Origin of the sequence: Paenarthrobacter sp. NPDC091711, assembly GCF_044756605.1 — a bacterium.
GTDB lineage: Bacteria > Actinomycetota > Actinomycetes > Actinomycetales > Micrococcaceae > Arthrobacter.
Window position 1 is genome coordinate 70,509 of the sequence record NZ_JBIVTF010000016.1, and the last position, 25,653, is coordinate 96,161.

Consider the following 25,653-nt stretch of genomic DNA (forward strand, 5'->3'; position numbering starts at 1 on the left):
AAAACGTAATCTAGACTGGTCCTTGATGTCAAGCACTCCACAGAAGCGCGCAGTCCGGAAGTCACCGGCAGAGCGCGCCGCAGAAATCACCGAAGCCGCCCGCGAGATCGCACTCGAGGCGGGCCTCTCAGCCCTCACGCTGCGCAATGTTGCCGCCCGTGTGGGAGTCGCTTCCGGTCTTGTGGCGCACTATCAGCCCACTATGGACACGCTCGTTTCAAGCACCTTCGCCACCATCGTGGCGGCAGAAACACAGGAAGTAGCCGGCTTGCTAAGCCAGCAACCTGGGCCCTCAGAACGCCTAAGCCTGCTGGTGGACACGCTTCTGGACAACAGCAGGCTGGACGTCACCGCAATCTGGGTGGAAGCCTGGACGCTGGGACGCCGCAACGAAGCCTTGGCCGCTTCCGTCCGCGAACAAATGGATGCCTGGCAGAAGGTTTTCCAAGGAGTAGTGGAGGACGGAAACGCGAGCGGAGCATTCAACGTTTCCGATGCCGCCGCCGTCGCCTGGCAGATCCTGGGCATGGTGGACGGACTGAACGCACAGGCCTTGGTGCGCTGGAACGGCGTCAACGATCGCGGCACGCACCTGGCCCACGCCGTCGAGGGGATGGTGGGCGCGGCCCGGGGTTCCCTGGCCACCAAGCCGAGCGCGTAAGGCCGAGCGCGTAAGGCTGTCACCAAACCCGCGCACCAGGCCCGGTCTTACATGGCCCCGCGCACACTGCCCTAGGCTGGTGAGCATGGCGATCATTCACAAGGCAAACCTGTCCCCGACCAAACTCGAACTCATCGCTGACTACCTCCCGAAGCAGCCCTGGTTCATCCAGGATGGTTCCCCGGAGCTCATTGGTGCCTACCGTTTTGACGATCCCGCCGGCGAGGTGGGCCTGGAGACCCACGTTGTGACCGCCGGGGAACGCGTCTACCAAGTCCCCCTCAGCTACCGCGGCTACGAGCTGGCCGGTGCCGAGGAGTGGCTGGTGGGAACAATGGACCACTCAGTCCTCGGCAAACGTTGGGTGTACGACGCCTGCGCCGACCCCATCTACGTCAAGGCCCTGGCCACCGCCATCCTCACTGGCCAGCAAGAGGCCGAACTCATTGTGGACGGAGAGCTGGGACCCCGGCCCAGCACGGTCACCGTAAAAGGCAGCGGAAAGCTCGACGGCGACGTTCCCGCCCTGAGCGCCTCGGCGCCGGTATCCGGCAGCGGCGTGACCATCATTGATGCGGGCGAGCTCCGGCTGAAGGTCACCCGGGTCCTGGATGTGGCAGCGGACGCTTCGGCCAATACCGCTGCAGCCCCGGAGCTTCACGGGGACCTGATCCTTAACGGTCGGTGGGCTGGCCTGGAGAACCCGGTAGAACTGGCCTCGGTGGTTCGGAACTGACCTTTGCTTCACCGCGCTCCTTCCCAGTTTCCTCGCATCGCCGCCTGTAAACCACGGCGTGTCACCGCCAACACTGAGTTATTTTCGCGATGACACAAGGGCAACCGGGAAGGAGCGCACGCCGGGTGCATCTGTTGACCACAGATGCTGCAGCGTAGGCTGGCAAGCAAGCCGTCTAACTTTGTGAGGGGTTAAGCATGTACAAAACGCAAAACATCATTCCCGCCGCCCAGGATCTTGCACGGGAGTGGGTAACGCATGCGACAGAGGGCACATCCGCACAGACAGACGCCGTGGTGAGGTGGGCTTTGGCCCGGATCAACCACGCCGATGTCCCTTCCGTGGTCCAGGGCGTGATGCTCACCCTGACTGGCAACAAGAAGGCCGCCAAGGAAGCTAAACGCACAGCCACCAAGGCAGTAAAGAAAGCCACCCAGGCGCTCACCCGGAAGACCACTCAGCGCAGCTCGGGCCGTGCAATCTGGTTCACCGCCATCGCTGCTGCCCTGGCGGGAGCGGGCGCAGTGTTTGCTTGGCGCATGATGATGCCTCCGGGTGAACCTGAGCCGGCCAAGCAGCCTGAGACACCAGTCCAACCGCCGGTGCCCCCGGTTCCGTAGCACGTGCCGGTTCCACCGCCAGGGCGCCAGCCGCCCAGCCGCAAGCAGTGGTGCCGCAAGAATCAGGGCGGCAAGCTAGGTTGCGGGGGCGGCTTCATTGAGTACCCGCAGCGCGTTCAGCGTCCGCGGGTAACCGATGTAGGGCAGCAATGCTGTGATGACTTCCAGCATTCGCGCGCGATCGTTCCCCACATTGAGGTTGCCTTGAACGTGCCCCTTCACTTGCGCCTCACAGCCGCCAAGGGACGCAAGCATGGATAGAGTCAGGAGCTCACGCGTTGCAACGTCAAGGCCGCCGCGTGTGAGGTAATCACCAAAGCAGTTGCCTGCCAGATAATCCTGGAAGTGCACCTCATCCTCGGCTGCTGCGGCGCGCATGGCGTCCACCCGTTCGGGACCGGCGATGAGTTTCTGGACTGCAAGGCCTTTCTCACCGCGGTCTTCCGAGGTAGTGGTGCTCTGCCCTGCCAACGGCAGTTCCACACAGTGATTGGTGAGGATCTCATTTGTGGCGTGCAGGAAGTCGGAGACCTTGGCCATGCCGACGTAGGGCACGGCCTGATAGACGATTTCCTTGGCTTGAGTTGGGGTCACCCCCACCGTGAGGGCCGCGCCCAACAGCGTCCGGAACTCCCCCATGGCTTGGCACGCGATGAGTGAGGCCAGCTGGACCATGAGCCGGGTCTTCGTCTCCAGGTTTCCATAGCCACGGGTCTCATCGAACGCAAAATTGTTGAAGATCTTCGCGAGCTCAGGATCCGTGACGGCAAAGGCCGGGAGCTGACCGGGGAAGAGTTCGTCATGGTTCTTGCGGGCAGGTTCGGTGAGTGCCATGAGGGTCTCCTTAGAACAGCTGCTCCAACTGCCCGCCACGTTGGCTGAGGGTATTGAAGCTTTCGCTTGGGTTGCCTGATCGGTGGGCCGGAAAGGCCTCCTACTCATAACACCCCATTGAAGAGCTGTGTGGGAGAGTCCCTTGATACAGGTTCCGGCAGTACCTCCTTCGTCCGCTCCTCGCTGCAGCTCACCGGATGCGACTTACCAAGGGTTCTCAGCATGCTTACGATGGAAGGGCAGGATTCTGACGCACCATGAGCACGGAACCCCGATCGCCGACTGGAAAGTTGAACTCCCCATGGCACGACGAAGCGCTAAGAAAGCACCGAGCATCACTGAAGCGGTTCCTGGGCGCCGCGGACCCGGAAAGGCCATTTGGCTTATTGCCGCGGGCCTCGTGGCTGGCATAGCTGGCGGAATTTTCGGCTTCCGCATGCTGGTTCCGTCCAGCGAATCTGAGCCAGTCAAGGCTCCGCAGCGCCAACCCGAGGAGATTCTGGTCAGGGAGGAACCCGTGGAGATCTCCACCAGAATGCGCCCGGGCGAATGGACTGAAGAGTCGCTGCTGGAACATGTCGAGGACTACAAGCAGCAGATCCGCGATATGGGGGCGAAGGAATCGCAGATCGTGGTGGACGTTGAGCGGACCGAAGCCGGTGCTGCCCGGGTAGTGGTCAGCTGGGACCGCAGCCGGGCTTAGCCCAAGCTAGTCGCCGGCCCGGGGACGCCACACCACAACGGCCTGGGACCTTGCCCTGGGCCGTTGCCCACGGGCCAGGCTCACGACGTCGCCCGCGGCACCTGCCGCGAAGATACGAGCATCCACGGGTGAGCGGCGGCGCGACAGCTCCTCCGTGAGCTCAACTACCCGGTACTGCAGCGCAGCCACCTGGTTTTCGAGGTCCAGGATGCGTTTGATTCCCTCAAGCGAGACGCCCGACTGCGAGAGGCGCTGGACCTCCCGCAGTTTGTTCACGTCGTTCTGCGAATAACGGCGGGATTTGCCGGGCGCACGGCTGGGCGAGACGATGCCCAAACGGTCGTACTGGCGCAACGTCTGCGGATGCATGTCGGCAAGCTCCGCAGCAACGGAGATGACAAAGATCGGCTGGTTGACGTCGATTGCCATGACCGCCTCCTTACAACCGGGCCTTCGCGGCCAGGTCGTGACGCGGGTTGGCGTCAGTGGTGGCAGCAGCGAAGGCCTTCACGGCTTCTTCCGCTTCCTTGTTCAGGTTCTGCGGAACAGCGACGTCGATGGTCACCAGCAGGTCACCGGTCGCCTTGGACGTCTTCACGCCACGGCCCTTCACCCGGAGGGTACGGCCCGATGGGGTTCCGGCCGGAACGCGCACCTTGACGGTGTCGCCGTCGAGCGTTGGCACCTCAATGGTGGCCCCGAGCGCCGCTTCCGCGAACGTGACGGGCACGTGGATGCGGATGTTGTCGCCGTCGCGGTGGAAGAAGTCGTGCGGCTTGACGCTCACCGTGATGATGAGGTCGCCATTGCCGGCCGGGCCAACATTGCCCTTGCCGCGCTGACGGACTTTCTGCCCGTCCTTGATGCCGGCGGGAATCTTGACGTCAATGACGTTGCCGTTGCTCTCACGCAAGCTCACAGTGGTGCCATGAATGGAACCGGCAAACGAGATGGACGTAGTTGCCGTCCGGTCGGAGCCCTTCTGCGGGGCACGCTGGAACCCCGTCTGGCCGGCACCGCCGAAGCCGCCGCCAAACAGATCTGCGAACTCCGGAGGAATGCCGCCGCCACCCGCAGGCTGACGGGCACCAGGGCCACCGCCAAACAGGCCGCCGAACAGGTCCTCAAACCCGCCGTTGGCTCCAGCACCACCACGTCCAGCGCCAGCACCCGGAGCAAACCGGGCGCCACCCATGGCACGGATGGCGTCATACTGCTGACGGTCCTCAGCACTGGACAGCACCGAGTACGCCTCGGAAATGTCCTTGAACTTCTTCTCCGCAGCAGCATCCCCGGCATTAGTATCCGGATGGTACTGCCGGGCTAGCTTGCGGTAAGACTTCTTCATATCCGCGTCGGACGCGTCCTTGGCAATACCAAGGATCGCGTAAAAATCCTTTTCAACCCAGTCCTGGCTGGCCAAGAGCGTTTCCTTTCAAGTCAATAAAAAACGTGCGGCTGCAGTCATCGCGCCTCTGGCGAGCTTACAACCGACGCGGAACCGGATATGGGGCGGCGGTGTGGAGGGCACCGCGGAGCGGGCACCGCCCCATATCCGGTGAAGCGTCTGCTAGTTACGCCGGAACCGCGACGATCACTTGGGCTGCACGCAGGACCCGCTCACCGGAGCGGTATCCGGAGCGCAGCACCTGGCTGACCGTGTCAACCTCGATGTCTTCGCCGGGCTGCTGGATGAGTGCTTCGTGGATGGTGGGGTCGAATTCGACTCCGGTGTCCGCGATGCGTTCCAGTCCGTACGTCTTGAGCGCGTTCTCCAGCTTGGTGGCGATGGCGGCGAAGGGGCCGCCTTCGAGGTCACCGTGCTGGCGTGCGGCGTCGACGTCGTCCAGCACCGGGAGCAGGGAGTTGAGAACGCCGATGACGGCCATCTCTCCTGCTACGGCACGGTCGCGTTCCACGCGCTTGCGGTAGTTGACGTACTCAGCCTGAAGGCGAAGGAGGTCGTTACGGAGCTCCGCTGCATGGGCTTCAGCCGCGGCACCGGAGGCTACCGATTCCTCAGCCGGCACCTCTACCCCGTTGAGGATTTCCTCAGCCTGGGAGAGGGCGTCGCCGTCTGTGGGAGCGGCGTTGCCTTCGGTGGGAGCGGCGTTGCCTTCGGTGGGAGCCGCAGCTTCGCTATCGGGGTGACGGGCTGCCCCGGTCTCCGGGTCAACCTTGCGGTTGTCCCGGATAACCGGCTTGCGCGGCTCGTTGCCTTCAGAGTGCTCTGCTTCGTTGCCGTGGTGAGGCATGGCTACTTCTTCGCTTCGTCTTCGTCGATGATTTCGGCGTCAACGATGTCTTCGTCGTCGGCAGCCTTCTCACCGGCAGGAGCACCTTCTGCACCGGCACCCGGAGCGTCAGCTGCGGAGGCCTGCGAGTAGATGGCTTCGCCGAGCTTCGTCTGGGAGGCCTGGAGCTTCTCGAACGCAGTCTTCACAGCGGCGTCGTCAGTGCCTTCCAGTGCGGCCTTGAGGGCGTCGACGTCGGCCTTGACCTCGGTCTTGACTTCCTCGGGCAGCTTGTCGTCGTTGTCGGCGATGAGCTTCTCGACGGAGTAGGCGAGCTGCTCGGCGGAGTTACGGGTGTCCGTAGCTTCGCGGCGGGCCTTGTCCTCAGCAGCGTGCTCTTCGGCTTCACGGACCATGCGGTCGATGTCGTCCTTGGAGAGCGCCGTGCCACCGGTGATGGTCATGGACTGTTCCTTGCCGGTGCCCTTGTCCTTGGCGGACACGTGGACAATGCCGTTGGCGTCGATGTCGAAGGTGACCTCAACCTGCGGAACGCCGCGCGGTGCCGGAGCGATGCCGGTCAGTTCGAACGTGCCCAGCGGCTTGTTGTCGCGGGTGAATTCACGCTCGCCCTGGAAGACCTGGATGGCCACAGACGGCTGGTTGTCGTCAGCGGTGGTGAAGGTCTCGGAACGCTTGGTGGGGATGGCGGTGTTGCGCTCGATGAGGTGCGTCATGACACCACCCTTGGTTTCGATACCGAGGGACAGCGGGGTGACGTCGATGAGGAGAACGTCTTTGCGCTCGCCCTTCAGGACACCGGCCTGGAGTGCGGCGCCAACGGCCACAACTTCGTCCGGGTTGACGCCCTTGTTGGGCTCCTTGCCGCCGGCGAGTTCCTTGACGAGCTCGGAGACAGCAGGCATACGGGTGGAACCACCGACGAGGACGATGTGGTCGATGTCGGAAACCTTGATGCCGGCTTCTGCGATGACGTCCTGGAACGGCTTCTTGGTGCGGTCCAGCAGGTCCTTGGTGAGGTCCTGGAACTTGGCACGGGTCAGCTGCTCGTCCAGGTGAACCGGGCCGTCCGGGGTGACGGACAGGTACTGGAGGGAGATGTTGGTGCTGGTGGAGGAGGACAGTTCCTTCTTGGCCTGCTCTGCAGCTTCGCGGAGACGCTGGAGGGCGATCTTGTCCTTGGAGAGGTCGATGCCCTTGACCTTGAGCTGGCTCAGGAGCCACTCTACGACGCGGTTGTCCCAGTCGTCGCCACCGAGGCGGTTGTCACCGGCGGTTGCGCGGACCTGGATGGTGGAGAAGTTGTCTTCGTCCTTGCCAACCTCGAGGAGGGAGACGTCGAAGGTTCCGCCACCGAGGTCGAAGACCAGGATGAGTTCGTCTTCCTTGCCCTTGTCCAGGCCGTAGGCCAGTGCAGCCGCGGTGGGCTCGTTGACAATGCGGAGGACGTTGAGGCCTGCGATTTCGCCGGCTTCCTTGGTGGACTGGCGCTCGGCGTCGTTGAAGTAGGCCGGAACGGTGATGACAGCGTCGGTGACCTTTTCGCCCAAGTAGCTCTCGGCGTCGTTCTTGAGCTTCATGAGGATACGCGCGGAGATTTCCTGCGGCGTGTACTTCTTGTCATCGATGGCGACGTTCCAGTCGGTGCCCATGTGGCGCTTGACGGAAGCGATGGTGCGGTCGATGTTGTTGACGGCCTGGCGCTTGGCGATTTCGCCAACCAGGACTTCGCCGGACTTGGAGAACGCAACGACGGACGGCGTGGTGCGGCCGCCTTCTGCGTTGGCGATGACGGTGGGCTCGCCACCTTCGAGAACAGAGACCACGGAGTTGGTGGTTCCGAGGTCGATACCTACTGCACGTGACATATCTTGTTTTCCTTTCAATGGCCGATGTTGGAGATCGCACCTGGCAACGGCCCGCTGAGCGGGTTACGTGCTGGGAGCCTGCTCAACAATCGGCTAGTTGAGCGTTCTGCACTCAACTGTACTCAGCCTCAGAATTAAGTCAATCCAAAGTTGAGTCGAGTTCGCTCAACTTTGCCCTGAGGGCTCAAGAAATTCCCGGAATCACGCGGCTTTCGGGCTGGTTTCGCCCACGGTGAACTGTCAAACTGGCCCGATGGAGATCACTGGATACCTGCCTCCGGACGAGTTCTGGGCCATGTATGAGCACATGGATCAACAGGTCCGCGACGGCGCACACCAGCTCCCGCTGTACTCCATGGCAGACCAGGAAGGCCCTGTGATGCTGGGATCCTGGCAGTTGGACGGCAGCGAAGGCGGGGTGTCCCACGGCGACGGCTTTTCGCAGGCGGGCCCACTGGTGGAGGTGATCACCACATCCCAGGACCCGCGCGGGCTTGCCAGGAACCGGTGGCGCGCTTCAGCAGGAATCCCGCACAATCTGGAAGAGCTTCAACGCCAGGACGAAACCTTTGACGCCCTCATCACTGAACGGCTCACTATCACCGTTGACGGCAAGCCCACAGACGTACTGCTCTGGCGCGGACTGAACTCATGGCTCGCTGCAGGGACATTCGAAGGCTTCGGCATCGTGATCAACGCCCAACGCAACCCGCCTCCACCGGAAGCCGTCCGCCTAAGCCGGGTGTCCGACGTCGAGCCGTTGCATCAGGCCCGGCGCGCGGCTCTCAAGGCGCTACGCGGCGAAGCCTAGCCACCTCAGCGGGAGCGTCAAGCGGTTCGGGCTTGTACACCCACGCCACCAGCACCACGGAAATAATCATCAGCAGGAACCACGCCAGCAGCTTGTCGATGGAGACCGCCTGCCACCCGTTCAGCTGGTTGGGATACAGCCACGCACGGGACCACGTGCCGATGTTCTCCGCGAACCAAATGAACAGCGCCACCAGCAGGAACGAGACCAGGATGGGCATCTTGAAACGACGCCGGAACACCCTGAAGTGCATCACGCACCGTCCGTAGACAAGCACGACGGCGACCAGCAGCACCCAGCGAGCGTCGAAGATGTAGTGGTGCGAGAAGAAGTTGATGTAGATCGCAGCCGCAACAAGGGCCGTGATCCACCGCCGCGGGTAGCGGTCGAAGCGGAGATCGAACAACCGGAACACCCGCACCATATAGGACCCCACGGCGGCATACATGAAGCCGCTGAACAGTGGAACGGCCCCGATCCGGAGGAAGCCCTCGGCTTCGTACGCCCAGGATCCGACGTCCGTCTTGAACAGCTCCATCACGGTCCCCACCACGTGGAAGAGCAGGATGACCCGCAATTCCCGCAGCGTCTCCAACCGGAAAGAGATCATCAGAACTTGGATAACGACGGCGGCAAGGGTAAGGAAATCGTTCCGGGCCAGGGCGGCGTTGTCCGGATACCAGAGGCGCGCAGCGATGATCACGGCAAGCAACGCCGCACCGAACACACAAGCCCACGCCTGCTTCAGCCCGAACACCACAAACTCGGTCAGCCCGGCCCGCAGACGGCCACCGCGAGTGCGGTCCAGGTAGCGGTGCGCAAGGGCGTCGATGGACTCTTCCACCGACGTGGAGTTACGCATGTGGCACCGGGGAATCCACCACAAGTTGGCCCAAGTAATGGTCGCGGGGCCAGTGCCGGATCCGCTGGGGCAAGCGCGGATATACGCGACCCACCATCCGGATGGTCCGCTCGAAGCGCCGCGCCTGGCTTTCGCCCCAGGTGAAGCCAAATCCTTCGCGCACATGGTCCGGTAACAGGCCGGCGGTGAGGAACCGCGCCAACGGCATGGCCAGGCGCAACAACCGGGGCCCACCAGTCGGGTAGAGCAGATCCCGGGCTACCTTGAGCGCCTTGTCATCGGGGCGAAGTCCGCGCACCTGAGACTCCCAGTATGTTGCAAAGGCGGCCCGATCAGACGGCCACTTATCCGCCGGAAGCTGCAGGGCTGTCCCGATCCGCGCATACTCGCGGTAGATACGGTCGGCGGTATCGTCGTCGAGCGTTCCGTGGACCTGCTGATAGACAGTGACGGCGGTGTCGTAGAGGGTGGCGACCACCCATAGTTGGGAGTCGGCGTCGAAGGCGCTGTATCCGTGTGAAGCGGCATCGGGTCCGCGACGAACCGGGGCATGGGCGCGGTTGACGGCGCGGCGGACGGCCTTCACCTGCTCCTCGGAACCGTAAACCACCGCATACACATAGGTCATGGTCGCGCGGAGCCGATCCATGGGCCGCTCGGCGAAATTGCTGTGTTCAGCCACGCCGTGACCCACTTTGGGGTCGGCGATTTGCAGGAGAATTGCGCGGCCCGCGCCGGCCAGGAGGACACCCTCCGCACCAATGTCAGCCAGTCCACGAACCATCTGAATACTGTAGCGCCCTAGCCTTGGAGCCCGGCGACGCCCTGCAGCACGCCCAGCTGATGCTCAAAAAGCTCGTCGCGGGCCGTGAAAGTCTCCGGCCCATACTGCCCGAAAACCTCAAAACTGATAGCCCCGAACACTGACGTCCACACCAGGACACCGCGCGCCAACGACGCGTCTGGTGCCGCGAGATTCATTTCGGCGCGAATGGCCGCCAGGTCTTCAGCCAGCGTCGGGGGAATCACGACGGCGGGAGTCACCTCTGCGGACAGGGCACCCGCGCGGTAGGCGGCATCAAAGATCCCGACGAGGCGGACAATGACGCGTGTTCCGGGCACAGTGGTGCGCTCCCCCGGCGCCTGATACCCGGGGACGGGGCTGCCAAAAAGCAGGGCGTAGCTGGCGGGTTCACGGACCGCCCATGCACGGACGGCATTGCTCAGTGCCCTGAACTGCCCGGGGAAGTCATCCTCCGGGACGGCATCTACCGCAGCATCCACTTCATCGCCGAGCTCGTTATACGCGTCGATGAGCAGGAGGGTGAGGAGCTCGACGCGGTTCTCGACGTACCGATACACGGCAGAAGATACGACGCCGAGATCCCTCGCCACGGCGCGCAGGGAGAGAGCCGCTGCGCCGTGGACCGCGAGGTGTTCGCGGCCCAGCCGGATGATGTCCGCGATGGTTTGCGTGCGCGCCCGTTCCCGCGGCGTTGGTGGCTTGGCCTTGGTCTTAGCTGCGGCGGGTTCGGCAGTCGTCATGCCACCAGCTTGCCATAACAGAGAGCGCTGTGAACAAACGAGAGCAGTGCTCTTGACTTTGGCTTTGATGATGGTCATTCTTGATTGAGAGAGCACTGCTCTTGTTTTAGCTTTCCAGATAACGAACGCGGAAGAAGGAACATCATGTACGTCGTCACAGGAGCAGGGCCCGTGGGATACACGGTCACCGAACAACTAGCCGAGCAGGGTCACCAAGTACGCATTTTGACTCGCTCAGGCAGCGGACCGGACCACCCCCTGGTGGAGCGCATGCGCGTGGATGCCGCCGATCCCGTGCGGCTCACTGAAGCGGTAGCAGGTGCCGCGGCGGTGTTCCACTGCATCCACGGATCGGCCTACCGTGCAGCGTCATGGGCCGCCGAACTCCCCTGGGCCGAGCAAGTGGTGATGGATGCCGCAGCAGCCGCGGGCGCCGTCGTCGTCTTCCCCGAAAGTCTCTACTCGTACAGCGAGCCTGACCGCGTGATGACCGAAGCAAGTCCCCGGGCAGCCACAGGCGGGAAGCGCGGCATCCGGACCGCCTTGCTGGCAGCACGGCAGGCGCATGCGGCCAGCACCGTCAGCGTTGTTGCCGGCGACTTCTTCGGACCCCGCGTGAAGATGGCACATGCCGGGGAGCGGATGGTGACGCCCATCCTGGCGGGCAAGGCAGTGCAGTTCATCGGGTCCATCAACCAGCCGCACTCCTTCACATACGTCCCGGACCTGGCCGCCGCCATGATGGCAGCAGCCCGGCAGCCCGAGCTGTGGAACACCGTGCTGCACGCCCCCACAGGCCCGGCCGTCACGCAGCGGGACATGGCCGCAGCGCATGCGGAGGCCGCCGGCGTTGCTGCACACAAGGTGAGCGCCGTGCCCGGATGGGTGCTGCGGATGGCGGGTATTTTTTCCACGGACATGCGCGAACTCGCCGAATTGCTGTACCAGTTTGAGCGCCCGTTCGTGATGGATTCCTCACAGAGCCAGAAGCTCCTGGGTCTCGAGCCGACTCCCTTGGCGGAAGCTGCTGAAGCAACCGTGACGTGGTGGCGCAGCACCATTCAAGTCGGCGCGGGAGGCTAAAGGCCGTCGTCGTAGTTCCAGTGCTCCTGCCAGCGCCAATCGATGGGCTCGCTGAGGCGCTGGTACCGGATGTCGGTGGACAGGCGCATGGTGCCGTTGAGGTCGGCGTTGTCCAGGGCCGCGTGGACTATATGCGCCGAGTGGACCACCACGTCACCAACCTCGTAATCGGTCACGAGCCACCGGGCGTCCCGCTCGTCCGCCAGCCCGGGGAGGTCCGCAGTGATGGAGGCGGCCGGCATCTTCAGCGTCCCCTCACGCTCCTCTGCCATCACCCAGTGGTGACTACCCTCCAGATAAGCCAGGCCGCCCCGCTCGCGCGGGCAGTCACCCAACGGAATCCACATGGACAACACACGGTCACTGCCTTCGCGGAGATACACAAGATCGTAGTGAGCCTGGGTGGCCGTTCCTATGCCGCTGTCACCGGGCTTGGTGTGGCGAATGATTTTTCGCCGGTGCAGATGGACGTCATCTTCGAGGAACCAGGCGAACCAGTCGGCAATCCCCTCTGCAGTGCACAGTGCTTGATACTCCTGCCCGGGAACAATGTGGTCGAAGAGGCCCCGTCGCAACGCAGCACGGTCCACGTCCCCGGGCGCCGCAATGCCCGCACGGGGATCCGTACCCTCCGCGTACACGTTGGCTCCGCTCAACGAGTCAAAGTAGAACTCCCTGAAATCCAGCAGCTGTTCCGGGTTCAACTGCCCCTTCAAGTAGAGGTACCCGTCCTTTCGGAGCCTGGCCCACAGCGCTTCACGGTCCCGTCGCTGGGAAGGGGGTACCGGTTCCAGCTCGGCGAGGCGGGATTCCGATTCGTCCAGGACGTAGCCATTCGAAGTCAACATAGTCCCCACCTTGTCAGTGGTGGGCGGCCACGTGAATGGACTCGGTTTCTGAAGACTTGGACTTTTGTGAGGCTTTTTCTTGCGAGTGGGACCGGCTTGCCGTTTCCGTTTGTCTTGCGCCCTTGGCCGGGGCAGCATTGGCCCATGGACGATTGGTCAACATACCGGCATCCGGCGTCTCCCCTGAGGGATCTTGGCCTGGCATGCCTGGGCGCCGGCGAGCAAAGTGGGATGTTGCCGTCCTTTGCCGGACGAACCCTCAGCAGCCACGCCATAGTGCTGGTGAGCGAAGGATCCGGGCACTTCACTGTGGGCGGCAGGCGTTTCACGGTGCAGGCTCCTGCGATCATTCGGCTTTTCCCCGGAGTCAGCCACGGGTACGGACCTGGGCCGATGGGGTGGAAAGAGCATTGGCTGTTGTTTACCGGACCTACGGCGAGGGCATTGGAGGAGCTGGGGTGCTTCGTGCGGAGCCAAGCTCTGGTGCAGCTTGATGGCTCCTCGGAGGTCGGCCTGGAGGAGTCTCTTGGACTTTTTTCCGCCCTCCGCCAAGCTCTCCTAACGGGTGGACCACAAGGAGATCTGGACGCCTCCGTACTCTGCCAGCGGGTACTGATCCAGACAGGCACGCAGCCCGGTCCGGTCACCATTGACGCCCGGGCAAAAGACAACAGGCTACTCACCGCACTTTGCGAAGCGGCTCACCTGCCGCTGACGTTGTCCCAGCTGGCTGCCTCGCTCAAGGTCCCGGTTCCAGAGCTCCGGCAGGCAGTGCAGAGCGCTACCGGTGTTGGTCCCAAGGAGCTCATCATCCAACTCCGGATGCAGCGCGCCCAGTCGCTGCTGGCTGACACGGACCTTCCCGTTCAAAGGATCGCGTCCCTCACCGGCTATGACGATCCCGCTTATTTCAGCCGACTCTTCACCAAGAAGACCGGGTCCTCGCCAAGCGGTTTCCGCCGGGAACACCAGCGTGCTGGCGCTGCGGACCACCACACGTGGGATGTCTGAAAATGTTCGAATCATGGATTTCCTGATGGCTGGCTGAAACGCTGGATGGAGTGCACAGGACGCCTCCGGAAACGTCCCCCCAGCACGAATAGCACTCTTGGAAACACCCCACGGGACACTCAATGAGGAGATCTTCCATGTCCACATTCGCCATCAATCGTCGTCAATTGCTGCAGACCGGGGGTATCGGCGGACTGGCCGTAGCACTGTCGGCCATGTCCTCCGGCGCCGCCCAAGCCGCGCCAGGCAGGCAGACCACAGGCGCCCCGCAGATTACCGACCTCGGACCCGCCGTCGTTCAGTTTTCCCTCATGAGTTCGCTGCTGGTGGGCGACACCGTCTACATCGGGTCCCGCAACCTGAACCCGGTACGGGTGATCGGATACCACCTCCCCACCGGCACCATCACGTCACGGACAGACCTTGGCTCGGGGTACAGCATCCAGGCCTTGGCCGCCGACTCCACCGGCCGCTACCTGTACGCAGGTGTTCTGCGCGATGGAATCGACGGAAAGCCGAACCTATACCGCTGGGATCTCAGCACGCCCAACGCACCGGCAGTGGGCGTGGGCGAAACCGGAGACCGCGACATCCGGGCCCTGGCCGTGGCCCCTGATGGAAAGGTCTACCTTGCCGGCGGAGGGCTAACCACCAATGCACCCTCCCTGTGGGAATTCGATCCCGCCACGAATGCCATGACCAGCTGGGGCATACCGGACCCCGGAGCCACCATTGCCCAAGCTGTGGCAGCCACTGCCAGCCACGTGTATTTCGGCACGGGCAGCACGCTGGGAGGCGGCAACGGATCAAGTCCCGGCCGCCTGTTCGCCTTCGACCGGACCACGAAGACGTCAACCAACATCCTGCCGGCAGAAGTAGCAGCCGGCGTCTCGGTCACCTCCCTCAGCGTGCTGAACGGGCAGCTCGGAGTGGGGGTCAAGGGCCCCGGTAAGTCCGTGCTGATCAACCTTGCCAACCACGCCCAGTACACCATCATCGCCAAGACGGGCGTCATGTTCAGGCAACTGGGCAACGACGTCTTCTTCGTCAAGGAACCGGGCGTGTGGTCTTACAACATGGTCACCAAGAAGATCACTCAAGTCCTCACGGAAGATGTGGGCGCCATGTGGGGCTTGGATGTCTACGGCAGCAAGGCGCTCACAGTGTCTTCCTATGACGTCATTGAGATTGATCCCGTGGCGAAGACCGCCGTCAAGCATGACCTCCAACAGGCCGGAGCGCCGGGCGGACCTCAGTTGTGCATGGGGCTCGCAGCGGGCGCCGGGGACGTTTATGTGGGCGGCACCGGAACCATTGCCCGGCACCAACTGGCCACGGAACAGGTGTCCTATCTCCGGGCAACAGGTGAAGCCAAGGACGCCGTGATGGTAGGCGGTGTCCTCTACACGAGCCAGTACAACTCGCGGGGAATCTACGCCTACGATCCCGCCACCGGGCAACTGCCCTACCAAGTGGCCGCGTTGCCCGCCGGGCAGAACCGCCCCTTGGATGTCTGCTGGGACGCAGTCAACGGGCTGGTCATTGCCGGAGCCCAGAACGACACCGGAGGTGGCGGCTGCTTCGCCGCCTACAAGCCTTCCACCACGCAGGTCATCACCAAGGTCAACCCGATCGATGCCCTCCAGATGGTCCGTGCCGTGGCGACCAAGGACGGAGTGGCCTACCTGGGTGGCGACAACATCTACGCCACCGGTCCCCGCAGCACCGTGGTGGCGTGGGACCCCGTGGCGAACCAGGAGTTGTGGCGCCTGGACCCAGGGCAGCCTCAGGGCATTGCCGCGATGGCGATCCATGGCAAGTTCCTTTACGGCATGTCCCGCAAGGCTGCCGGCCTGTTCGTGATCGATCTGGATACACGGCAGGTGGTTCATCGGGGTGACCTGAGCGCGGTGTGCACGGACTTCGGAGCTCTTCAGGTCAGCCGCGGGATTGTCTACGGCGTCTCCGACACCACGGTGTTCCGCATAGATCCGATCACTTTCGCTGTCTCTGTTGTTGTTGCTGACATCAACGGCGGTTGGTACAGCGGACCGCACATCACGGCGGATGAGGACGGTTTGCTGTATACGCTGCGCGGCCCGAACCTTGTCCGGATTGACGATCAGCAGGCCATGCAAACCATGCGGCGTTAGCCCCATGTAAGTAGCAGCAGATGCCGTTCTGAACCTCAAAACGACATCTGCTGCTACCCAGTTGGGCTGGCCGTGAACAAGCCAGCCAGCACGGAGCACGCAGCACCCCGGGCCAGGGCCACAGGATCTGCAATGGCTGCATCAAACAGTGGAGGCGGAGTGTTGGCGTGAAGGTACTGACTCATAAACGCGTGCTTGGTCTGCTCGGCAAACGTCCCCAGATTAGCTTCGGGCGCGAAGCCCACCACCACCTGCTCGGGCCCGAGGACCTTGGCGGCGTTCGCCATGCCGATACCCAGATGCAAGGCGGCGTCGGCAATCAGGCTGGAATCGACGTCGGGGTCTATTTGCCGGTTCTGGCCGTTCCGCTCCAGCTCCTGCTGCATGCCCCACAGGCTGCCGCGGGTTTCACAACAATCTTCGGCTCCGCAGTGGCAGGGCCTGGCCGGTCCGGGTCCGGTGATCGCACGCGAATGGGCGAAGCCGCCCGCCGCGCCGTTGAAGCCGCGCTGGATACGGCCTTCAATCACGACGGCGGCCCCCAAGCTGGTGCCGACGCTGAAGATGAGCATTTCGCGACCCTTGAAAACGTCGTCGAACAGCAGACCGCGTGCGTAGGCGTTGACGAAACTGTCCACAACTACGGCTTGGCCCACAGCCTCTTCAAGAAGCATTTGGAATTTGATGTCAGTCCAGCCCATCGCCCCGCTATGCCGCACCAGACCGCCGGCCTGATCCACCACGCCGGAAACGGCTGCGCCCACCCCGATCAGCCTGGACTCCATCTGCCCTGCCGCGGATCGAACAGCCCGGGCAGCGGCCGCTGCCGCCTCGCCAGGCTCGGTGGATGCCAACGGCTCGCTGTGCGTTGCCACCACGTCACCGCGCAAATCAACCACGACGGCGTGCGCCTCCGTGGCGGACAGTCTCACCCCCGCCGCGAAGACGCCTTCGCGCCCCAGCTCCAGGAGACGCGCCGGACGGCCACCCGTGCTGGGCGCAATCTCGGTTTCCACCAGCAGTCCGGAGTGGACCAGCTTGCCGGTGATCCCAGTGACGCTGGCTGCGCTCAAACCGGTTTGGACCGTGATTTTGGCGCGGGATACCGGCGCCTGTGTGCGGACAATGTCCAGCACCAGGGCCTCGTTGATCTCGCGGATCAGGGCCTTGCTGCCTGCGCGTGGCTTCATAGCTCGTGGCTCCTGTTGTTGCGTCGCAAGGGATCTCCCCCATTCTGGCATCCGCAGTCCGGATGTCTTCACACTGTCCATTGTACTTACTTTAGTCATTGACAAAAGATATTGAAGCTGGCAATCTCGGTCTCATGAACATCAACAAAGGCGTTGCATCACCCTCCTCGCCCCCCACAGCACCCCGGCTGCGGATCCTGCTGAGCATCCCGGACGCCGAACGGGCAGCGTTCATCACTCCCGAAACCCGCACTGCCCTCAGCGAGCTGGGCGACATCACTGAAATCGCGCCCGTCAAGCTCCAGTCCTTGGATGCTTTCGCGGCCGCTGCCGCAGACAAGGACGCATTCATCACCGCTTGGGGATTCCCCCGTCTCGACGCCGAACACTTGGCAGCGGCGCCGAACCTCAAGTGCGTTGTCCATGCAGCGTCTTCGCTTCACGCCCTGGTCAGCGACGACTTCTGGGCCGCCGGCATCCCCATCTCCCAGGCGGGCGCGGCCATGGCACCCGCCGTCGCGGAACTATCGCTGACATTCACGCTAAATTTGCTGCGCCGTGTGCACCTGCTCGATCACAGCCTCCGGACGGGAGCCAGTTGGGACGACGCCCGCAACGTCAGCAGGGCCCGCGAAATCTCCGGGGCCCGCGTTGGGGTAGTTGGAGCGTCCAGGACAGGACGCCGCTACATTGACGCCTGCCAGGCACTCGGCGCCAAGGTGTCCGTCTATGACCCCTACATCCCCGCGGGAGATCCCCTCGCGGCCCACTCAGCAACCCTGCACGATCTGATGACTGGCAGCGATGTGGTGGCTATTCACGCTCCGGCCACTCCGGAAACCGAAGGTCTCATCGGCGCTGCCGAGCTTGCCTTGCTTCCGGACGGGGCCGCGTTGGTGAACACTGCCCGCTCAACCATCGTGGACATGGAAGCCCTCTACAAAGAGGTCCATTCGGGCCGGATTGATGCAGCGCTGGACGTCTTCGACCAAGAGCCCCTGCCCACGGACAACCCCTGGCGTTCGCTGCCCAACGTGCTCCTTACGCCCCACCTCGGAGGGGCCACCGTGGACTCCCGACGCCGGGCCGGCGCCATTGTGGTTGACGAACTCCGCCGCTACATCAGCGGCGAACCCCTGGAACACGCCCTCACCCGCACCGACCTCGAACGAATGGGCTAAAAATGCGCAACATCCTCCTGATCCATTGCCACGATCTGGGCCGCTTCCTGGGCACCTATGGAGTGGAGACCGTCTCCACTCCCAACCTGGACACCCTGGCCGATGAATCCACCCTCTTCGAACAGGCCTTCGCAACGGCCCCGCACTGCAGCCCTGCCCGCGCCTCACTGTTCACCGGGACGTATCCGCAGAGCAACGGCGTCCTGGGCCTTACCCACGAGCCGTTTGGCTGGGACCTGAACGAGCCCTCCCAGCACATCGCCTACAGGTTGAAGTCGGCCGGCTATCAGACCGAGCTGGTTGGTGTGCACCATGAATCCCGGGTTCTGGCCGACGATGTCGTGGCCAACAGGCTTGGTTTCGACCGCGCCCGTACGGGAGGTGCGCGGGACGTCGTCGTGCATCGCGCCACTGACGCACTGCGTCGGATGTCCGGCAGCGACCGTCCTTTCTACCTGCAGGTGGGCTTCACGGAACCGCATCGGGTGCCGTCCGAGCGGGACCGCCCAGGCGTCATGGGGTTCCTGGCCGACGGCGTGAACCCGGACGTCTCGCGGGGGCATACAGTCCCTGCCCACCTGGTAGACAACGATGGCGCCCGCGAGGAAATCGCCGAACTGCAGGGCGCTGTGAAGCACATGGACGAAGGCGTGGGCAGCATTCTCGCGGAACTCGATTCCTTGGGCCTCCGAGACCAGACACTGGTGCTGTTCACCACCGATCACGGCCTTGCGCTGCCCCGCGCCAAATGCACCCTGTACGACGCCGGACTGGGCGTTGCGCTGATGCTTCGCCACCCCGGCAACGCGGCATGGTCCGGGAAACGCGTGACGGACATCGTCAGCCACGTGGACGTCCTGCCCACCTTGCTGGAGCTGGCCGGACTGCCCGTCCCGGAAGGCCTCGCCGGGGCCAGCCTCCGTCCGGCCGTCGAAGCAGGCGAGGCTCCGCGAAGCCACTGCTTCAGCCAGTTGAGTTACCACACGTATTACGACCCCAAACGATCGGTGCGGACATCCACGCACAAGCTGATCGTCAACTTCTCCAACGCACCACGCGCCATGGATCCCACCCAATCCTGGATTCACCGCAGCCTGCCGGCAGACCTTGGCGGGCCAACCATCGGCACCAGCCCGGCGCTGGAACTCTACGACCTCAGGGTGGATCCAGAGGAGCTGGACAACATCGCCGGCCAGCCGGAGCAGTCGGAAATCCTCAGGGATCTCTCCGCAACCCTCTTCGACTGGATGCGGGAATGCCGCGATCCCCTCCTTACCGCCCCCGTAGCAGCCAGCCGCCACAAGCTCGCCCTCGACGCGATCCACGAAGCCACCCTCACCCGAAAGTAGTCACCATGTTTACTCGAAAAATGCGCACCGCCACTTTGGCCACAGCCGTCGTCGTTACCGCGGCTTTGACACTCACCGCTTGCGGTTCAGCCGGTTCGTCAACGTCCGACGGCGGCCAGGCCACCGGCAAGGTGACGCTCTGGATGTACCCCGTCATCAAGGACGAGACCGCCAGCAAGAAGTTCTGGCAGGACACTGAAGCAAGCTTCGAGACGGCAAACCCCGGAATCGACCTGACCATCGAACTCCAGACGTTCGACAAGCGGGACGCCCAGATCTCGGCGGCGCTTGCCGCCGGCTCGGGACCCGACGTCGTACTTATTACGCCTGACCAAGCAGCCACGTACCGTAACGTCCGCGGCCTGCTGCCAGTAGATAAGGCTGTTGAGCAGGACAAGGACAGCTTCTACCCCGGCACGCTGGAGGCCGCGACGTTCGACGACGAAGTATTCGGCGTTCCGCTGTTCCAGAACATCAACACCACCGCTTACAACACCAAGATCTTCGCGGACGCAGGAGTACCGCTGCCCAAGACCTGGGATGACCTGCGCAGCGCGGCGCCGGTTCTGGCGAAGAAGGGCGTCGCCGTGATGGACTACGCCGGAAGCCCCGAGCAGACGCTCAACCTGTCCTTCTACCCGCTGCTGTGGCAGGCCGGCGGAAAGGTTTTCACCGATGACGCCAAGGACATCGCCTTCGATTCCGAGGCCGGTGTTTCGGCACTCCAGTTACTGATTGACCTGAAGAAGCTCGGCGGGCTTCCCGCGGACGCGGCCACCGATGGACCCAAGGTTGAAGGTGCTCCGATCGCCACCGGCAAGGCCGCGATGCGGGCCACCACGTCGTTGCCGGAATTGAAGCAGATGCGCGCCGCGCTCGGAGCTGAAAACGTTGCACTGGGCGCTCCGCTGCAAGGCAAAGTCCAGGCGACCTACGGCAACCCCGGTTTGCTGGCACTGACCTCCATCAACAAGAAGGAAAACCGGGAAGCCGCCTACAAGGTGATGAGCTACTTGAGCTCGGCCGAGTCCCAGAAGGCCCTCAATGCCGCCGCGGGAAACCTCCCCACCCGGACCGACGCCGCGGCATTGGGCACCGACCCGGACTCCCTGGCCATGGCAGAAGCTTTGAAGACCGCCAACCCCGGAGAATCGTCACCTGTTGCACGCCAGGTCATGGGTGCCCTCGCTCCCAACATCCAGGCCGCCCTCCGCGGTGATGTCACCGCCAAAGAAGCCCTTGACCGTGCAGCCACGGAAGCCCGCGGCATCCTGCAGCGCTCGGCATCCTAAGCCCGGCCCCACCACCGATTGGTCACCCCATGTCCATAAACACCCGAACCAGAAACACGCTGTCCGGCCGACATCCCGAGTTGACGGCCCCACAGCTCAAGCCTTTCGGGGCCAAGAAAGCCCGCAGCCGCGAGGCGCTGGCCGGCATCCTGTTCGTCCTTCCCACGCTGATCATTTTTGGCCTCTTCAAATTCCTCCCCATCTTTGGGGCCGGAGCCATGAGCCTCACTGAGTACAGCCTCAACGGTGATTTCGAGTTCCTGGGCGCAGATAATTACGTGCGCCTGGCCGAGGACCCCAACTTCTGGCAAAGCCTGCGCGTGACATTCCTGTACGTGGCGATCTTTGTTCCGTTCATCATCGCCGTGTCACTGGCCGGGGCCGTCCTCCTGGACAAACTGGTCCGGTTCACCGGCACCTTCCGGGCGTTGCTGTTCATTCCGTACCTGAGCTCGTTCGTGATGGCCGGCATCATCTGGACCTGGATCTTCTCCACCGACGGTCCGCTCAATGCCGCACTGGGCAGCCTGGGCATGGGGCCCGTTCCCTTCACCTCAGGCCCTCAACTGCTGGTCCTCTTGTCCCTGGCCGTGGTGTCAGTGTGGAAAGGCTTCGGCTACTCCATGCTGATCTTCCTGGCCGGCCTCAAAGCCCAGCCCGCTGAAGTCCACGAAGCCGCCCGCATTGACGGGGCCGGCGCGTGGAAATCGTTCTGGTACGTGACGCTGCCGCTCCTGAAGCCCGTGGTGTTCTTCGTCCTGGTCATCGAGACGATCGTGGGGTTCCAGGTCTTCGACACCATCTACGTGATGACCGGAGGCGGACCCGCCCGGGCCAGCCACAGCCTCATCTACTTCCTGTTCGACGAAGGCTTCAAGTTCTTCGACTTCGGCTACGCATCGGCCATCGGCGTGGTGCTGTTCGTCATTGTGCTCATCCTCTCGCTCATCCAGCAGCGCTTCTTCGAAGGTAAGGACTCCAAGTGACCGCCACCCTTTCCACTCCAGCTGGTGGACGGCACCCCGCCGGACGTCCCGCCCAAAGCCCCGCCGGGCACAGCCCCCGGCGTCATACCGAGAAGCGCCGCCAGCGCACCCTGACCTGGGTGTTGGCAGTAATCTCGCTTTTCACCGTTGCACCGCTCATTGCCGTTGCAGTGCTGGCGCTCTCCCCCGCCGACGCCCCCACGTTGCCGTATGCGCTGCCGTCGTCGCTGACGTTGGACAACATTGTCCGCATCTTTAACGTGGGCGAGTTTCCTCTCTGGCTCTGGAACTCGTTCCTGTACTCGGCTGTGTCCGTGGTGGTTGTGTTGCTCACGGCATCCATGGCCGCCTACGCGTTGGCCCGCAAGAGGTTCCCGGGACGGAACGCGCTGCTGTGGGCCATCATCGCCACCATGATGGTGCCCGTCCAAGCCACCCTGATCCCCACGTTCATCCTCATCTCCAAAATGGGCGGGGTGAACACCCTCTGGGGGCTGATCCTGCCCACGCTGGCCAACGCCCAGGCGATCTTCCTCATCCGGCAGTTCGTGCGGGACATGCCCGAGGAACTCTTCGATGCCGCCCGTATAGACGGTGCCGGCGAATGGCGGACGTTCTGGCAGATCGTCCTGCCGCTGATCCGTCCCGTCCTGGCGACTCTGGCAATCTTCGTCTTCCTGTGGCACTGGAACGATCTTCTGTGGCCCTTGGTGGTGGGCCAGTCGGACGCAGCCAGGACGCTCACGGTGGGCTTGGCAACGCTGAACACCGAGACCGCCTCCACGTCCAACGTCATGGCAGCCACTCTGGTCAGCTTCATACCGTGCCTGGTGATCTTCGCCCTCCTGCAAAAGCACATCGTCGCCAGCATCACGCACAGCGGGGTCAAAGGATGACGTCTGCCGCACCGATCCGTTTTGGGCTCATCGGTGTCGATTCACCGCACGCGCCGTCCTTTACGCGCCTCTTCGGCAACGGCGTGGACGGTGTGGTCCCCGGCGGCACGGTGACGCACGCTTGGAAGGGGGAACCGGCGTCGGACTTTCCGCTGAGCCTCCACCGTATCGACGCTTTCGCGGACGAAGTCAGCGGACTTGGGGTCACCCTGTGCGACTCCCCCGAAGCGGTGGCCGAGGCATGCGATGCGCTCTTGATCGTGGCCTCGGATGGACGCACCCACCCGGAGTACTTCAGGCGGGTTGCCCGGTACGGAAAGCCAATTTACGTCGATACCCGTTTTGCGCCGTCCCTTGCTGAGGCGCGGAGCATGTTGGCTTTGGCCGAAGCCTCGGGTTCGTTGGTGCTGGCCGGCTCGCCGAAGCGCTTTGCGCGCGAATTCCGGACGGCGCTAGGGGCTGCCGACGCGCACCGGGTATCGCTCACCGGACCGCTACCCACTCAGCCTGGCCATCCCGGCTTCTCGTGGTACGGGGTGCATTTGGTGGACCTCGCCGTCGCGTCGCTGGGTTCGGTCGCCACCCGCTCCGGAAAGGTGACGGTCGACGCCGGGCGGTCAGAACCCGCTGCAGGCCAGGTTTCCGTGACGGTCAACTGGGGCGACGGCCGGGTGGCGACCATGAGCGGCGAATCCGAATGGACCCCGCACACGCTGGGCCGGATTGAAACCACCGAGGGTCTGGCCACTTTCTCGATCGAAGCCGGGCCCCCGATGCTGGTGGGCCTCCTTGAGGACATTGTGGAATCGTGCCGCAGCGGCAGGCCCAATGTGCCGCTGCCCGAAATCCTCAGCATCGTGGCCATCGTGGAAGCAACCAACAGGAGCCTCGAAACGGGAGTCCCCGTGACAGTAGGCAGCTAGTTACGCACCCAAATGTTAGGAAACCCATGGCAGAAATCATCATTGTCCGCGACCAGGCCGAGGCTGGCTCCCTCGCCGCTTCCATCATCATTGGAAAGGTCAGTTCGAACCCCGCTACCGTCCTTGGCCTCGCGACAGGTTCCACTCCCCTGTCCACGTACGCTGCGCTGGCTGCGACAGTCGCGGAGGATGCCATCGACGTCTCCGGAGTACGTGGCTTCGCCTTGGACGAGTACCTCGGCGTTCCGCCGCAGCACCCGGAAAGCTACCGCTCAGTGATCACCCGCGAGGTGGTGGAACCGCTGGGGCTCAATCCTGATTACGTGTTCACGCCGCGAGGCACCGGCCCGGGCATCACCCAGGCCGGCGCAGAATACGAAGACATGATCGCGGAGGCCGGGGGCATCGACATCCAAATCCTGGGCATCGGTTCCAACGGCCATGTGGGGTTCAACGAGCCCGGGTCCTCCCTGGCGTCCACCACCCGCATCAAGGCTTTGGCCGAACAAACCCGCAAGGACAACGCACGGTTCTTCGATTCCCCGGATGAGGTCCCCACCCACTGCATCACCCAAGGCCTGGGCACCATACTCAAGGCCAGGCAGTTGGTCCTCCTGGCTTTCGGAGCAAACAAGGCGCAGGCCGTCGCAGCCGCGTTGGAAGGACCCGTCTCGTCCGCCGTGCCCGGCTCAGTAATCCAGCAGCATCCCCACGCCACAGTCATCATCGATGAAGAGGCTGCGTCCATGGTGGCGCACGCCGAGTATTACCGGCACGCCCGGCGATCGGCGGAAGAGCTGAATGCAGTAGATTTTTAGCGGGGGCAAACGCATCCCGTATTCCATAAAAAGGGGACCGTACATGGGGCAGGACGCACTCACATCCGGCTGGAAAGCATTCTGGAACCGGGGCGGGTGGTGGCGGTCCATTCTCTTGGTGGTGCTCTACATGGCCTTCTATCTGGGCGCCGGCCTGCTGATCGGCGCGGTCGCGGGAGACCAGATAGACACGGAGGACATCTTCCGCACGCCTCAGAGTGTGTTCTTCGGCATCACGTTCTCGCTGATTGTTGGCAGTGTGGTGCTGCTGGCCTTCTTGTCCTCCACAGGCTGGCTCAGGCCACTCTTCGCGCCGCAGCCCATCAAGGGGAAGTGGTGGATGTGGGTAGCGCCGTTCTTCTTGGTGGTCGCTATTGTCCTTCGCTTCCTGGGCATCGATTACGGCAGCTATGAGGCCTCGGTGGTGGTGGTCACCCTCCTCACTGGCTTGTTGATCGGCTTCGCCGAAGAGGTGCTGACGCGAGGCATCGTAGTGAAAATGCTTCGGGACTCAGGGAAGTCCGAGTGGGTGGTCATGGTGCTTTCATCGCTGATTTTCGCCCTCCTGCACGCAGCCAACGCCCTTTCCGGACAACCGATCGTCACAGTCCTGGTGACTGTCGGGTTCACCTTCGGGTTCGGGATCTGCATGTACCTGACCCTGCGCGTCACCGGCAACCTGATCTGGCCGATCATCCTTCACGCACTGTACGATCCCACCCTGTTCCTCGCCACAGGGGGCATTGACCAGGCAGCCGCCGGTCCGCAGAGCCCCTTCCTGGTGCTTGCCGGGCCGGCCAACATGATTTACATCCTGATCGCTTTGGTCGCATTGATTGTGGTTCGAGGAAAGGTGCAGCGCGCGCCTTTATCCGAACCTGTGTTGAGCTAGTTCCACCAAACAGAAGCGTGGGGGGGGGGGGGGGGGGCCCCCCCCCCCCCCCCCCCCGGGTTGTGTGGGGGGGGGGGGTTGGGGGGGATGGGGCGCTGGGGGGAGGCGGCGCACCCGCCCACCCCCCCCCCCCCAA

Annotated in this window: 26 protein-coding genes; 16 read left to right on the forward strand and 10 right to left on the reverse strand. The window is 63.4% G+C overall.

Annotated features, from left to right (window positions below):
- The first annotated feature begins 25 nt into the window (after nucleotides 1-25).
- The 3 genes from ACIQH5_RS19150 (at nucleotide 26) to ACIQH5_RS19160 (ending at nucleotide 2,017) form a co-directional block, all read left to right on the forward strand.
- Nucleotides 26-661 carry a TetR/AcrR family transcriptional regulator gene (locus ACIQH5_RS19150; RefSeq protein ID WP_400406516.1) on the forward strand — a complete coding sequence of 212 codons (636 nt, stop codon included), beginning with the start codon at nucleotides 26-28 and terminating at the stop codon, nucleotides 659-661.
- An 85-nt stretch (nucleotides 662-746) separates the two neighbouring features.
- Nucleotides 747-1,397 (forward strand): hypothetical protein, encoded by a 651-nt coding sequence (locus tag ACIQH5_RS19155; RefSeq protein WP_400406518.1) that lies wholly within the window; start codon nucleotides 747-749, stop codon nucleotides 1,395-1,397.
- Nucleotides 1,398-1,594: 197 nt separating this feature from the next.
- Nucleotides 1,595-2,017, forward strand: coding sequence for a hypothetical protein (locus ACIQH5_RS19160; protein ID WP_400406520.1), 423 nt, complete (start codon nucleotides 1,595-1,597; stop codon nucleotides 2,015-2,017).
- A 75-nt stretch (nucleotides 2,018-2,092) separates the two neighbouring features.
- Here ACIQH5_RS19160 and ACIQH5_RS19165 read toward each other — a convergent pair whose 3' ends face one another.
- Nucleotides 2,093-2,851, reverse strand: a complete 759-nt coding sequence (locus tag ACIQH5_RS19165) for a carboxymuconolactone decarboxylase family protein (RefSeq protein ID WP_400406522.1) — start codon at nucleotides 2,849-2,851, stop codon at nucleotides 2,093-2,095.
- Between the two features lie 301 nt (nucleotides 2,852-3,152).
- Here ACIQH5_RS19165 and ACIQH5_RS19170 point away from each other — a divergent pair, with 301 nt between their 5' ends.
- Nucleotides 3,153-3,554: a hypothetical protein gene (locus ACIQH5_RS19170; RefSeq protein WP_400406524.1), complete on the forward strand. Its 402-nt coding sequence runs from the start codon at nucleotides 3,153-3,155 to the stop codon at nucleotides 3,552-3,554.
- Between the two features lie 6 nt (nucleotides 3,555-3,560).
- Here ACIQH5_RS19170 and ACIQH5_RS19175 read toward each other — a convergent pair whose 3' ends face one another.
- The 4 genes from ACIQH5_RS19175 to dnaK form a co-directional block, all read right to left on the reverse strand.
- Nucleotides 3,561-3,983 (reverse strand): heat shock protein transcriptional repressor HspR, encoded by a 423-nt coding sequence (locus ACIQH5_RS19175; protein ID WP_024818246.1) that lies wholly within the window; start codon nucleotides 3,981-3,983, stop codon nucleotides 3,561-3,563.
- Between the two features lie 10 nt (nucleotides 3,984-3,993).
- The gene (locus ACIQH5_RS19180; RefSeq protein ID WP_400406526.1) at nucleotides 3,994-4,977 is read right to left on the reverse strand and encodes a DnaJ C-terminal domain-containing protein; all 984 of its coding nucleotides are present in this window, start codon (nucleotides 4,975-4,977) and stop codon (nucleotides 3,994-3,996) included.
- Between the two features lie 151 nt (nucleotides 4,978-5,128).
- Entirely contained in the window at nucleotides 5,129-5,809 is a 681-nt protein-coding gene (locus tag ACIQH5_RS19185; RefSeq protein ID WP_400406528.1) for a nucleotide exchange factor GrpE, read from the reverse strand.
- A gap of 2 nt (nucleotides 5,810-5,811) precedes the next feature.
- Entirely contained in the window at nucleotides 5,812-7,677 is a 1,866-nt protein-coding gene (gene dnaK / locus ACIQH5_RS19190; RefSeq protein ID WP_400406530.1) for a molecular chaperone DnaK, read from the reverse strand.
- A gap of 253 nt (nucleotides 7,678-7,930) precedes the next feature.
- Between dnaK and ACIQH5_RS19195 the strand changes: the two genes are divergently transcribed.
- Nucleotides 7,931-8,488, forward strand: coding sequence for a hypothetical protein (locus tag ACIQH5_RS19195; RefSeq protein ID WP_400406532.1), 558 nt, complete (start codon nucleotides 7,931-7,933; stop codon nucleotides 8,486-8,488).
- Here the strand turns inward: ACIQH5_RS19195 and ACIQH5_RS19200 are convergent.
- Genes ACIQH5_RS19200 through ACIQH5_RS19210 form a run of 3 tightly spaced genes read right to left on the reverse strand, consistent with a single transcriptional unit; the run spans nucleotide 8,463 to nucleotide 10,895 of the window.
- Entirely contained in the window at nucleotides 8,463-9,350 is an 888-nt protein-coding gene (locus ACIQH5_RS19200) for a DUF817 domain-containing protein (RefSeq protein WP_400406534.1), read from the reverse strand. The genes ACIQH5_RS19195 and ACIQH5_RS19200 overlap by 26 nt on opposite strands.
- Nucleotides 9,343-10,134: an oxygenase MpaB family protein gene (locus tag ACIQH5_RS19205; RefSeq protein WP_400406536.1), complete on the reverse strand. Its 792-nt coding sequence runs from the start codon at nucleotides 10,132-10,134 to the stop codon at nucleotides 9,343-9,345. The genes ACIQH5_RS19200 and ACIQH5_RS19205 overlap by 8 nt, the downstream gene beginning before the upstream one ends.
- Before the next feature lie 17 nt (nucleotides 10,135-10,151).
- On the reverse strand, nucleotides 10,152-10,895 hold the full coding sequence (locus ACIQH5_RS19210) for a TetR/AcrR family transcriptional regulator (RefSeq protein WP_400406538.1): 744 nt from the start codon (nucleotides 10,893-10,895) through the stop codon (nucleotides 10,152-10,154).
- A gap of 144 nt (nucleotides 10,896-11,039) precedes the next feature.
- Here ACIQH5_RS19210 and ACIQH5_RS19215 point away from each other — a divergent pair, with 144 nt between their 5' ends.
- Nucleotides 11,040-11,978, forward strand: a complete 939-nt coding sequence (locus ACIQH5_RS19215) for an NAD-dependent epimerase/dehydratase family protein (RefSeq protein WP_400406540.1) — start codon at nucleotides 11,040-11,042, stop codon at nucleotides 11,976-11,978.
- Here the strand turns inward: ACIQH5_RS19215 and ACIQH5_RS19220 are convergent.
- Entirely contained in the window at nucleotides 11,975-12,826 is an 852-nt protein-coding gene (locus ACIQH5_RS19220) for a phytanoyl-CoA dioxygenase family protein (protein WP_400406542.1), read from the reverse strand. The two genes, ACIQH5_RS19215 and ACIQH5_RS19220, sit on opposite strands and share 4 nt — an antisense overlap.
- 144 nt (nucleotides 12,827-12,970) lie before the next feature.
- On the opposite strand from ACIQH5_RS19220, the gene ACIQH5_RS19225 reads away from it, so the two are divergent.
- Together ACIQH5_RS19225 and ACIQH5_RS19230 are read left to right on the forward strand one after the other, a co-directional pair.
- Entirely contained in the window at nucleotides 12,971-13,837 is an 867-nt protein-coding gene (locus ACIQH5_RS19225; protein ID WP_400406544.1) for an AraC family transcriptional regulator, read from the forward strand.
- Nucleotides 13,838-13,974: 137 nt separating this feature from the next.
- Nucleotides 13,975-15,990, forward strand: a complete 2,016-nt coding sequence (locus ACIQH5_RS19230; protein WP_400406546.1) for a hypothetical protein — start codon at nucleotides 13,975-13,977, stop codon at nucleotides 15,988-15,990.
- 53 nt (nucleotides 15,991-16,043) lie between these two features.
- On the opposite strand, the gene ACIQH5_RS19235 is transcribed toward ACIQH5_RS19230, so the two are convergent.
- Entirely contained in the window at nucleotides 16,044-17,180 is a 1,137-nt protein-coding gene (locus ACIQH5_RS19235; protein ID WP_400406548.1) for an ROK family protein, read from the reverse strand.
- Nucleotides 17,181-17,314: 134 nt separating this feature from the next.
- On the opposite strand from ACIQH5_RS19235, the gene ACIQH5_RS19240 reads away from it, so the two are divergent.
- Genes ACIQH5_RS19240 through ACIQH5_RS19275 form a run of 8 tightly spaced genes read left to right on the forward strand, consistent with a single transcriptional unit; the run spans nucleotide 17,315 to nucleotide 25,517 of the window.
- The gene (locus tag ACIQH5_RS19240; RefSeq protein WP_400406550.1) at nucleotides 17,315-18,361 is read left to right on the forward strand and encodes a hydroxyacid dehydrogenase; all 1,047 of its coding nucleotides are present in this window, start codon (nucleotides 17,315-17,317) and stop codon (nucleotides 18,359-18,361) included.
- 2 nt (nucleotides 18,362-18,363) lie between these two features.
- Nucleotides 18,364-19,710, forward strand: a complete 1,347-nt coding sequence (locus ACIQH5_RS19245; protein WP_400406552.1) for a sulfatase — start codon at nucleotides 18,364-18,366, stop codon at nucleotides 19,708-19,710.
- A gap of 20 nt (nucleotides 19,711-19,730) precedes the next feature.
- On the forward strand, nucleotides 19,731-21,002 hold the full coding sequence (locus tag ACIQH5_RS19250) for an extracellular solute-binding protein (protein WP_400406554.1): 1,272 nt from the start codon (nucleotides 19,731-19,733) through the stop codon (nucleotides 21,000-21,002).
- A 29-nt stretch (nucleotides 21,003-21,031) separates the two neighbouring features.
- Entirely contained in the window at nucleotides 21,032-21,988 is a 957-nt protein-coding gene (locus ACIQH5_RS19255) for a carbohydrate ABC transporter permease (RefSeq protein WP_400406556.1), read from the forward strand.
- Nucleotides 21,985-22,884, forward strand: a complete 900-nt coding sequence (locus ACIQH5_RS19260) for a carbohydrate ABC transporter permease (protein WP_256212747.1) — start codon at nucleotides 21,985-21,987, stop codon at nucleotides 22,882-22,884. Before ACIQH5_RS19255 ends, ACIQH5_RS19260 begins: the two co-directional genes overlap by 4 nt.
- Nucleotides 22,881-23,807 (forward strand): Gfo/Idh/MocA family protein, encoded by a 927-nt coding sequence (locus tag ACIQH5_RS19265; RefSeq protein WP_400406558.1) that lies wholly within the window; start codon nucleotides 22,881-22,883, stop codon nucleotides 23,805-23,807. The genes ACIQH5_RS19260 and ACIQH5_RS19265 overlap by 4 nt, the downstream gene beginning before the upstream one ends.
- 26 nt (nucleotides 23,808-23,833) lie before the next feature.
- The gene (locus ACIQH5_RS19270; RefSeq protein ID WP_400406560.1) at nucleotides 23,834-24,625 is read left to right on the forward strand and encodes a glucosamine-6-phosphate deaminase; all 792 of its coding nucleotides are present in this window, start codon (nucleotides 23,834-23,836) and stop codon (nucleotides 24,623-24,625) included.
- Between the two features lie 43 nt (nucleotides 24,626-24,668).
- Nucleotides 24,669-25,517: a lysostaphin resistance A-like protein gene (locus tag ACIQH5_RS19275; protein ID WP_400406562.1), complete on the forward strand. Its 849-nt coding sequence runs from the start codon at nucleotides 24,669-24,671 to the stop codon at nucleotides 25,515-25,517.
- Nucleotides 25,518-25,653 lie beyond the last annotated feature (136 nt).